General features: G+C 69.2%; 4 protein-coding genes and 2 pseudogenes. 3 read left to right on the top strand and 3 right to left on the bottom strand.

Annotation, left to right across the window (positions count from 1 at the left end; genetic code table 11):
- The 3 genes and pseudogenes from ABZ342_RS35275 to ABZ342_RS35265 form a co-directional block, all read right to left on the bottom strand.
- Positions 1-809: pseudogene (locus tag ABZ342_RS35275) on the bottom strand (transcriptional regulator); the annotation flags it as partial.
- 207 nt (positions 810-1,016) lie between these two features.
- A complete protein-coding gene (locus ABZ342_RS35270; protein ID WP_360482492.1) occupies positions 1,017-2,123 on the bottom strand; it encodes a Gfo/Idh/MocA family oxidoreductase in 1,107 nt (368 codons plus the stop codon).
- A 44-nt stretch (positions 2,124-2,167) separates the two neighbouring features.
- Positions 2,168-2,773, bottom strand: a complete 606-nt coding sequence (locus ABZ342_RS35265) for a TetR/AcrR family transcriptional regulator (RefSeq protein WP_360482489.1) — start codon at positions 2,771-2,773, stop codon at positions 2,168-2,170.
- A 135-nt stretch (positions 2,774-2,908) separates the two neighbouring features.
- Between ABZ342_RS35265 and ABZ342_RS35260 the strand changes: the two are divergent.
- The 3 genes and pseudogenes from ABZ342_RS35260 (at position 2,909) to ABZ342_RS35250 (ending at position 8,472) form a co-directional block, all read left to right on the top strand.
- Positions 2,909-3,879: pseudogene (locus ABZ342_RS35260) on the top strand (aldo/keto reductase).
- A 20-nt stretch (positions 3,880-3,899) separates the two neighbouring features.
- Positions 3,900-4,922 carry an alpha/beta hydrolase gene (locus tag ABZ342_RS35255; protein WP_360482486.1) on the top strand — a complete coding sequence of 341 codons (1,023 nt, stop codon included), beginning with the start codon at positions 3,900-3,902 and terminating at the stop codon, positions 4,920-4,922.
- Between the two features lie 715 nt (positions 4,923-5,637).
- Positions 5,638-8,472: a hypothetical protein gene (locus ABZ342_RS35250; RefSeq protein ID WP_360482483.1), complete on the top strand. Its 2,835-nt coding sequence runs from the start codon at positions 5,638-5,640 to the stop codon at positions 8,470-8,472.
- Positions 8,473-8,562 lie beyond the last annotated feature (90 nt).

Genomic DNA, 8,562 nt, shown 5'->3' with positions numbered 1-8,562 from the left:
CGCACCAGGGAGATGAGCCGGTCCTTCACCCGGACCGGCTCGGACAGGGTCGCGGCGTGCCGGAGCAGCTCCTCGCGCCGGTGCACGCCGACCTTCGGGTACGGGTCCGGCCGGCCGGGGCCGCCCCACGCGCGCAGGTTGCCGAACCGATCCTCAATCGCTACCGGCAGCGCGGTCAGCTGGTGCAGCGCGTGCGCGATACCCGGCTCGCCGGCCCCGGAAGCCGGGATGGTGGACAGCACGTCGTGCACCAGCTTCTGCTGCTTGAGCCGCTCCACCGACGCGGACAGCCGATCGTTGAGCTCCCGCAGCGCCACCGACTGCCGCCGCTCCCGCTTGAGCAGCGCGGAGTTCGCCAGCGCCGTGGCGGTCTGCTGGCACAGCGAGTTGAGCAGGAAGACTTCGTCAGGTGAGGGCGGGTGCTCGGCCCGGACCACGAGGTGGCCCGTCAGGCCGCCGAGCCCGCGCAGCGCGTGGCACCAGCGCCAGCGGCCGTCGGCCAGCTCGATCCGCCCGCTCTGCCCACCGAGCTTGCCGACTTCCGCGCCGAGGCCGGGATGAGCTTGCTCCGCACCGTTCTGCGGGGTGACGGTGCCGTCCTCGTCGACGAGGTACGCCGCATCGGTTGTGCAACCACTAAGCGACGCCACCGAGGTCGCGGCGAGCCGCAAGATGTCCGCAGCTTCGCGGCCGTCGGCCATCATCATCGAAATCGCGGAGAGGCCGTAGAGATTCGACAACTGGGCGCGCCACCAGCTGTCCGTTCGGGCTTCCGCGTCCTGTGTGGACGCGTCGTTCTGGGGCGTCATCTCCGGCCTTCCCGACGACCTGGTGTTTCGCACCCTACGCGGTCGGCGGCCGCTCTGCCCGGCCGAAAGCCGCGTGCCGCGCCTGGCACGCAGGAAGGCTTGCGCAGCAGGCGATCCACCACAAAATCGCTTTGGATCGGACACTCACGGCATGATTATCCGTCCCGGGATCGGTTCCGTGTGGCGGTGTTGTTCTTGATCTCCTTGTCAGAGAACGGGGAGAGACACTCGTCGTCCTTCGGCGGCGGACCGGCCGATCGCGTCCAGGAGCCGGTGACGTTGGACGGCGTGGGTGAAGTCCGGGGCGGTCGCGGTGCCGTGGGTGAGATCGTCGCGGATCGCCGCGTAGGCGTGCGCCAAGGTGTGCACCGGTGTTCCGGCCAGCTGAGGGTAGTCGTCGTAGCCGTCGGGCAAGGTCAGCTCCGACAGCCCGGCACGACCGCGCGAGCCGCGGACCGTGACGGGGCCGAGGTGCGGGTACCCGGTGGCGGCGGTGACCTCGAGGGTTCCCCCGGTGCCGTCGACGAGAAGAGAGAAGCCAGGTCCCGACAGCGTCCCGCCGCGGTGGTGGGCGGAGAGAACGGCTCCGCCCGGCAACGTGCCCGAGACGGCGATCTGGTCCTCGGCCGTCATCGGGACCGTCCGGCCGGTGCCGCTCAACGGGACGAGCGGTCGCCGGACCGCGGTCGAAGCGACCACGTCCTGCAACTCGCCGACGATCATGGACACCAGGTCGATGGCGTGCCCGAAGGCGATGGTGAGCATCGTGGCCCCGAGTGCACGTTCGAGCGTGTATCGCATGCGCTCGGAGACGGGGGTGCCCCACTCGGCCGATGCCGCCAGCATCGTCGCGGACAGCACCTTTCCCACGTATCCGCCGGCGACGAGGTCGGCCAGCCAGCGGGCGGTGGGGGAGGAACGCCCTTGGAGCCCGATGAAGGTACGCGTTCCGCGAGCGGCTTGGTGCATTTCCTCGGCCTCGGCCAAATCGACGGCGAGCGGCCACTCGCTGAGCACCGGCACTCCCGCCGCCAGCACGGGCAAGATCAGCTCGCGATGCCTAGGCACTTGGACGGCGACGACCACCAAGTCGACGTTCTCGTCCTCGGCGAGCTGCTGGACCGACGCGTAGCCGGGCACCCCGAACGCGGCGCCGGCCGCGACCGCCGAGGCTTCGGAACTCGTCGCCAGAGCCGTCAGTTCCAGGCCGTCGACGGCCGAAAGCGCGGGCAGGTGTGCTCCGGACGCCCATCCTCCCGACGCGCTCAGGCCCACGATCCCGACACCGATCGGCCGTTTTCCGGGCTCTCTCATCGCCTTCCTTCGCTTCATCTTCGCCGGCTATGACGTGCGGGGCGCTAAGCCGGCCAGGCGAGCAGCGCGGTGGCGGCGATCTCGTCGAGTTCGGCGGTCCCCAGGCCGTTCGCGGCCTGGACCGCGATGCCGAACCCCATCGTCATGACGAACCGGGCGAGCCGCCTCGGATCGGCGTCCGGCCCGAGGTCGCCCTCGTCGACCGCCCGCCGGAAGCGCTCCTCGAGCCGTACGCCCGCATCGTTGCGCCAGTCGACGAGCACATCGTGCGCCGGGCGGCCCTGCTCGCTCAGCGCCAGTGCGCCCTGAACGGACAGGCACCCGGCGGGGGCGCCGGGCGATGTCGTGGTCCGGACGGCTCCGCGAAGGAACGCCTCGGCCACCCCTCGTGCCGTGGGCTCGTGCAGGGCGCGCGTCGCGTAGGAGGCGGGGCCCTCGGCGTAGCGCTTCACCGCCTTGCGGAAGAGCTGCTCCTTGTTGCCGAAGGCGGCATACATGCTCGACTTGGTGATCCCCATGGCACCGGTCAGATCCGTCAGGCTCGTGCCGTCGTAGCCCCGAGCCCAGAACACCTGCATGGCGCACTCCAGCGCCTCGTCGATGTCGAACTCCCGGGGGCGGCCGAACGCTGTGCTCCCCGAACCACCCATGGCGGCGTCCTCCTCGCTCCAGAGCCGCTGGCTCTCGTCACAGCAAACTTTAGTACCGATCGGTCCTGATGTGCTAGCGTTCTGTACCGATCGGAACTTAAAGCGGTCGACCTTACGTCAGAAAAGGACATCAGGATGAAAACCGCCTCGCTCGGAGGGCTGGAGATCTCCCGCATCGGTCTCGGCGCGATGGGAATGTCAGCCTTCTACACCGGAGCCGGCCGGCTGAACGACCAGTCGATCCGCACGATCCGGCACGCTCTGGATCTCGGCGTCACCCACATCGACACCGCCGAGGTCTACGGCCCCTTCGTCAACGAAGAGCTGGTCGGCCAGGCCATCAAGGGGCGCCGGGACGAAGTCGTCCTGGCCACCAAGTTCGGCCTCGTCTCGCACACCGGGCGCCCCGGCCCGGACAGCAGCCCGGCCGGCATCCGCGTCGCCGTCGAGGATCGTTGCGGCGCCTGGGCACCGACCACATCGACCTCTACTACCAGCACCGCGTCGATCCGGACACCCCGATCGAGGACACCGTCGGAGCCCTGGCCGAGCTGGTCGCCGAGGGCAAGGTCCGCCACATCGGCCTGTCCGAGGTGGGCCCCACGACGATCCGGCGCGCGCAAGCGGTGCACCCGCTCGCCGCGGTGCAGTCCGAGTACTCGCTGTGGACCCGCGACCCCGAAGCGGAGGTTCTGCCGGTCCTGCGAGAGCTCGGTGTGGGCCTGGTCCCGTACTCGCCGCTCGGCCACGGGTTCCTCACCGGCACCATCCGTTCGCTGGAAGGCCTCGACGCCGACGATTGGCGCCGCACCAACCCGCGGTTCACCGGCGGCAACCTCGAACTCAACCTGCGCATCGTCGACGAGGTCAACGCCGTCGCCGCCGAAGCCGGGGCCACGCCCGCACAGGTCGCCCTCGCCTGGCTGCTCGCCCAGGGCGACGACATCGCCCCCATCCCCGGCACCACCCGCATCGACCGGCTCGAGGAAAACACCGCCGCCGACGGCATCGGACTCACCGACGCCCAGGTCGCCCGGCTGAACAACCTGGAGTCGGCCGTGGGCGACCGCTACGCCGAAGCCGACCTGGCCGCCATCGACCGCTGACCACACTTTCAGGGGAACACATGAGAAAGAAAATGACGGTCCTGACCAGAACAGTCGTCGCCGTCGTCACCGCGGCCACCGCCGTCGTGGGGACCGGCCTGGTCTCGGCCGACGCCGCCGTGACGGCAAGGCCGGAGTCTGCTGCCGTGCAGAGCGCCGCCACCCGGACCGGCGAACCGCCCAACCGGCCGCCGACCGGCTACCAGTCGAACTACGCGTGGGTGAACGGTTTCCGGATGCACTACCTCCGCGGAGGCAGCGGCTCACCGGTCGTTCTCCTGCACGGTTTTCCGCAGACGTCCGCCGAGTGGGAGCCGCAACTTCAGGCCCTGGCCAAGAACCACACGGTGATCGCTGTCGACCTTCGTGGAACGGGTGACTCCTCGGTTCCGGAGACCGGCTACGACACGACACAGCTGGCTGACGACGTCCACACGCTGCTCGCCCACCTCAAGCTCGACAAGGACATCCAGATCGTGGCCCACGACATCGGCGCGTGGATCGCCTACCCCTACGCCGCGACGTGGCCCGCCGAGGTCAGCAGGATGGTGGTGATGGAGGGGCCCATCCCCGACCGGTCCCTCTACACGTTCCCGGCCTTCTCTCCCGAGGGCGAGCTTTCGACGTGGCACCTGGGTTTCTTCCAGAAGGACTTCGCTCAGGATCTGGTCCGTGGGCACGAACGTGACCTCGTCAAGGGGTTCATCGAGCAGTACCTGGCCGTGGGCAGCGCGTTCGATGACGGCGACTACGAGTTCTACGCCCGATACCTCCGCGAGCCCGGCCGGTTCAAGGCGTGGATGGCCATGTACCAAGCACTGCACACCGACATCGCCCAGAACGAGAAGTTCCGCGGGGCGGGGCTGCTGAAGATGCCGGTCCTGGCCGTCGGCGGCGAAGAGGCGCTGAGCGGTGCCGTCGGTACCCAGTGGAAGGGTTACGCCTCGAACGTCGAGACCCGGGTAATGGCCGACACCGGCCACTGGCTCACCGAAGAACGACCGCGGGAGCTGACCGCGCTGCTGCTGGAGTTCCTGCGCTGACGGCCGGAAACGCTGAACATCAGGGCGTGCACTGTCCGAGGACCGTGCGCGCCCTGACGTTCTCGTGCGTGCCGGCGCGGTTCGCTCAGGTCCCGTCGTCCACGATCCAGGCGACGGTGTCAGATGGGAACCACACAGTTGCGAGCCAACGGGTGGGCGTGACCGAGAGCGAGGCTCGCCCCGTCTGGGACCGCCGAAGACCCGGGCCTCGGCACGGACGATCGCGTTGCCGCCGTTCCTGGTCGCGCCGCTGCGAGAGCATCTCGGCCGCCACCGGCCGGCTCTACGACGTGCCTCTCGAACTCGGCCGATTGACTACGCCGACCGAGTACCACGAGCTGAACCCTCTGCCGCTGTTCTGCTGAAGACGCCGTCCTGAAACTTGATCTGTGGAAGGACCGAACTCGTGCCGCGGTTCTGCTTCTTACGTTGCACCACAACATTTTCGACGTGACATCGCCGCAACCACCCGACCTTAGTGGCCGGGACCGACCGGCTGGCATCTCGTGCAAGCGTCTTGCCGCCTTGTGGATGATGATCCGCACAGAATGGTTGACGCTGCGTGTGCGGTTCTCGGTGAACAGCGGAAACTGTCTGCTCGGCAGTTTTTCCACGCCACTCGTTCGGCCCAGCGGTGCTACCTACCCGAGTGATTCCCTGGCAGGACGGCAAAAATGCGGGACTCCTCCCCTTGGCCCCCATGTGACCATGGGTCATGGCACAGACCACTTCCGCCACCCAAGAGCACCAGCGGGATCCGCTCGCCTTCCCCGGGAGCGAGAAGCTGGTGAAGCTCATCGGCGCGCTCTACCAGCGGCCGCGGATAGGGGATCTGCCTCGGTCGCTGCACCAGGCGAACGTCGAGTGGGAGCCCGGGTACCAGGATCGGCAGGAACGCGCCGGGCGTCGTGGGCTGCCGATGGTCTGCCTCGTTCGATCGGACTACTGCGAGGGCGTCCTCGAGGAACTCAGCTCACGGCTTCGCAGCGCCCGGCCCAGTGGCAGTGTGCGTTACGCCTACCTCCCGCTCGGCGAGCGCGAAGCGACCGACACCGAGGGGGCGGCGACCGTCGCCAGCGTCAAGGCCGTCCGGGACATCCTCTGGAAGGCGCGCACCGAACTGCTCCGCAGCCCGCGCTCTCGCGGTACCGGCCTGCGCTTCGGGCTGTTCACCCTTGCCGTACAGCTGATGGGGGAGCAGTTGTCCGGGCAGGACTCCGCGCCGGAGCGGACGTTGCTGCGGCGGTTGCAGGAGAACGGCCTGATGGTGCGGTTCCGCTCGGCGATCGAGAACGTCGGGCAGGAGCTGGTGCCGCAGAACGTCGCGTGGCGGATCCCGTTGCTGCTGCTGCGGCTGCTGACCATGGCCACGTTCCGGATCGCCGTCACCGGGCGCGTGCCGGGGCTATCCGGCCGGTACCGCTGGTTTCTGCGCCAGCCGCACCTCGCGCCGGAGATGTCGGGCAGCTTCGTGCGGTTCGCGTTGCGCCTGACCGACGGTGAGTGGCAGCGGGAGTCGCCGGAGTTCGTCGGGCGGCTGCTGGTGAACGCGTTCCTCGAAGACCTCCGCCGCGGGTACCGGCTGCGCCCGGCCGGGTTCTGGCGCCGCCGGCGGATGACCTACCCCGTGCTCCTGCTGGACCACGTGAGCACCGTCAACGGCGGTTACCGGCTGCTGAAGCTGATCAACGACGTGCGAAACCAGACCGGCCTGTTCGACCCGTTGCTCGTGGTCAGCACGAGCAACGCGCCGCCGCCGGACGCGACGGTGAGTGAAGAGCGGCCCAACCACACCGCGACCGAAGCCGGTGGCGCCTACCGTGCCTGGCAGCACGAACTGCTCAAGGACCGCCGCGCCCGCGACGCCGCGGCGTGGTACCTGCCGATCCGGCTGTCGTCCGCCGGTTCCCCCGACCAGCGGCGCGGGACGCGCAAGGAGCTGCGGTCCCTCGGCGATACCTACGTGTTGCGCCGCCGCCAGTCCAGCCCGCCGTGGTGGGCCACGCGATGGATGCGGATGGGTGTTCCCCTGGTGGTCCTCGGCCTCGTCGCAAGCGTCGTCCTCCTGCGGTACGAGGACTTCCGTGCGAGCCACTGCGGCACCTCCAGCGAGTTGCTCACCTGGACCGGCAGCGAGTGCGTCGGGCTCTCCGACGGCTCGTTCACGCTGTTCGACCCGGCCGACGGCACCATCCGCCAGGTCGAACAGGTGATCGCCGACCAGAACCGGCGCGCCGAAAAGCTGCACGAAGAGCACGGCGAACGGCCCTACATCACGCTGGTCGACTTCGAGGCGCTGACCTCGTCCAACGACACCGCCGAGGGGCTGACCGCCGAGCGGGAGTCGCTGGAGGGGTTCGCCGTCGCGCAGCTGCGGCAGCTCAACGCGACCGCGGCGTCCGAGCCGATCGTGCGGATGCTGATCGCGAATGGCGGCCGCTGGATGCGCGAGGGCGTGCGCGTCGCCGGGCAGCTGAAGCAGTTGGCGGAGCAGGACAAGAGCGTCGTCGGTGTGGTCGGGCTGGACATGAGCAGCGAGCCGACGCGGGAGACCATCCGCGCGCTGGGCAACGCCGGCATCCCGGTTGTCGCCTCTACGCTGTCCGCCGACGACCTCGCCGACCAGAATCCCATCTACTTCCAGGTGGCGCCGCAGAACCGGCGCGAGGCGGCCGTCGCCGCGGCGTTCGCGCACCAGCAGCCGGGCCCGCGCACATTGCGCGTCTACTACTCCGACGACGACGCCGACAGCTACAGCACCAACCTGCGCGATGACGTGGTGAAGTCGTTCGAGGACCAGGGTTTCTCGGTCGAAGCTCGCGCGTTCGCGCCGGACGGTGGGCAGCTCGCGCCGCAGTCGCACGAGCGCTACGGCGACCGGTTGGTGGGCAACGCCGCGTCGGCGGGCCGGGACACCTGCTCGTACGACGGCTTCGTCTTCTTCGCCGGCCGCGGGGTACCGGACTTCGGTGACTTCGTCGGCGGCGCCGCGCAGTGCGGCAGCAGGGCGACGGTGATCGGCGACGACGACGTCAGCCGCTACGTCGCCGACCAGGTCGCCCGCGAGCAGAACCGGGCGCTGCCGTACTACTACCTGTCGTTCGCGAACGAGCCGGCGACCGACCCGCAGGGCTTGGCGCGGGACTTCTACACCACGCTGAACAAGACGTTGTTCCCGTTCGAGCAGACCGAGCGCGGCCGTTCCTTCGACGGCCACGCCGGGCTGTCCTACGACGCCGCGCTGGTGATGATCACAGCCACCGCGTACCTGCGCGAGACGTCGGCGAACATCCCGGTGACGCCGGGCGCGGTCTGGCGCGAGATCACCGCCATCCACACCTCGCGCCCGGACGCACAACAGACGAACAAGTACATCGAGGGCGTCACCGGGACCATCGACTACGGCGGGGACATCGGCCGGAACGTGCCGGAGGACAAGCCGGTCGCCGTCCTGCGCGTCGAGGGCGGCGAGGTGGGCCGGACGCCGAAGGCCTTCTGCGGGCACGCCGTCGGCCACAGCTCGGACCCGTGGTGCCCGACAGATCGCTGAGCCCCGCAGAGGTGGGCGGATTCCGTCCGCGAGTTCGTCGCAGGTCATGCACACAGAGCAAGGTGCGGGGGCAAGAGATCAAGGCCTTCG

The organism is Amycolatopsis sp. NPDC005961, assembly GCF_040629235.1.
In the GTDB taxonomy this organism is placed as follows: Bacteria; Actinomycetota; Actinomycetes; order Mycobacteriales; family Pseudonocardiaceae; genus Amycolatopsis; species Amycolatopsis camponoti.
Note: the sequence above shows the minus strand (reverse complement) of the source record. Positions and strands in the feature narration are given on the sequence as shown.

What these genes read in the sequence shown, in the direction of transcription:
- ABZ342_RS35270 (WP_360482492.1), bottom strand. Translation starts at nt 2,123, where the DNA reads ATGAGAGAGCCCGGAAAACGGCCGATCGGTGTCGGGATCGTGGGCCTG.
- ABZ342_RS35265 (WP_360482489.1), bottom strand. Translation starts at nt 2,773, where the DNA reads ATGGGTGGTTCGGGGAGCACAGCGTTCGGCCGCCCCCGGGAGTTCGAC.
- ABZ342_RS35255 (WP_360482486.1), top strand. Translation starts at nt 3,900, where the DNA reads ATGAGAAAGAAAATGACGGTCCTGACCAGAACAGTCGTCGCCGTCGTC.
- ABZ342_RS35250 (WP_360482483.1), top strand. Translation starts at nt 5,638, where the DNA reads ATGGCACAGACCACTTCCGCCACCCAAGAGCACCAGCGGGATCCGCTC.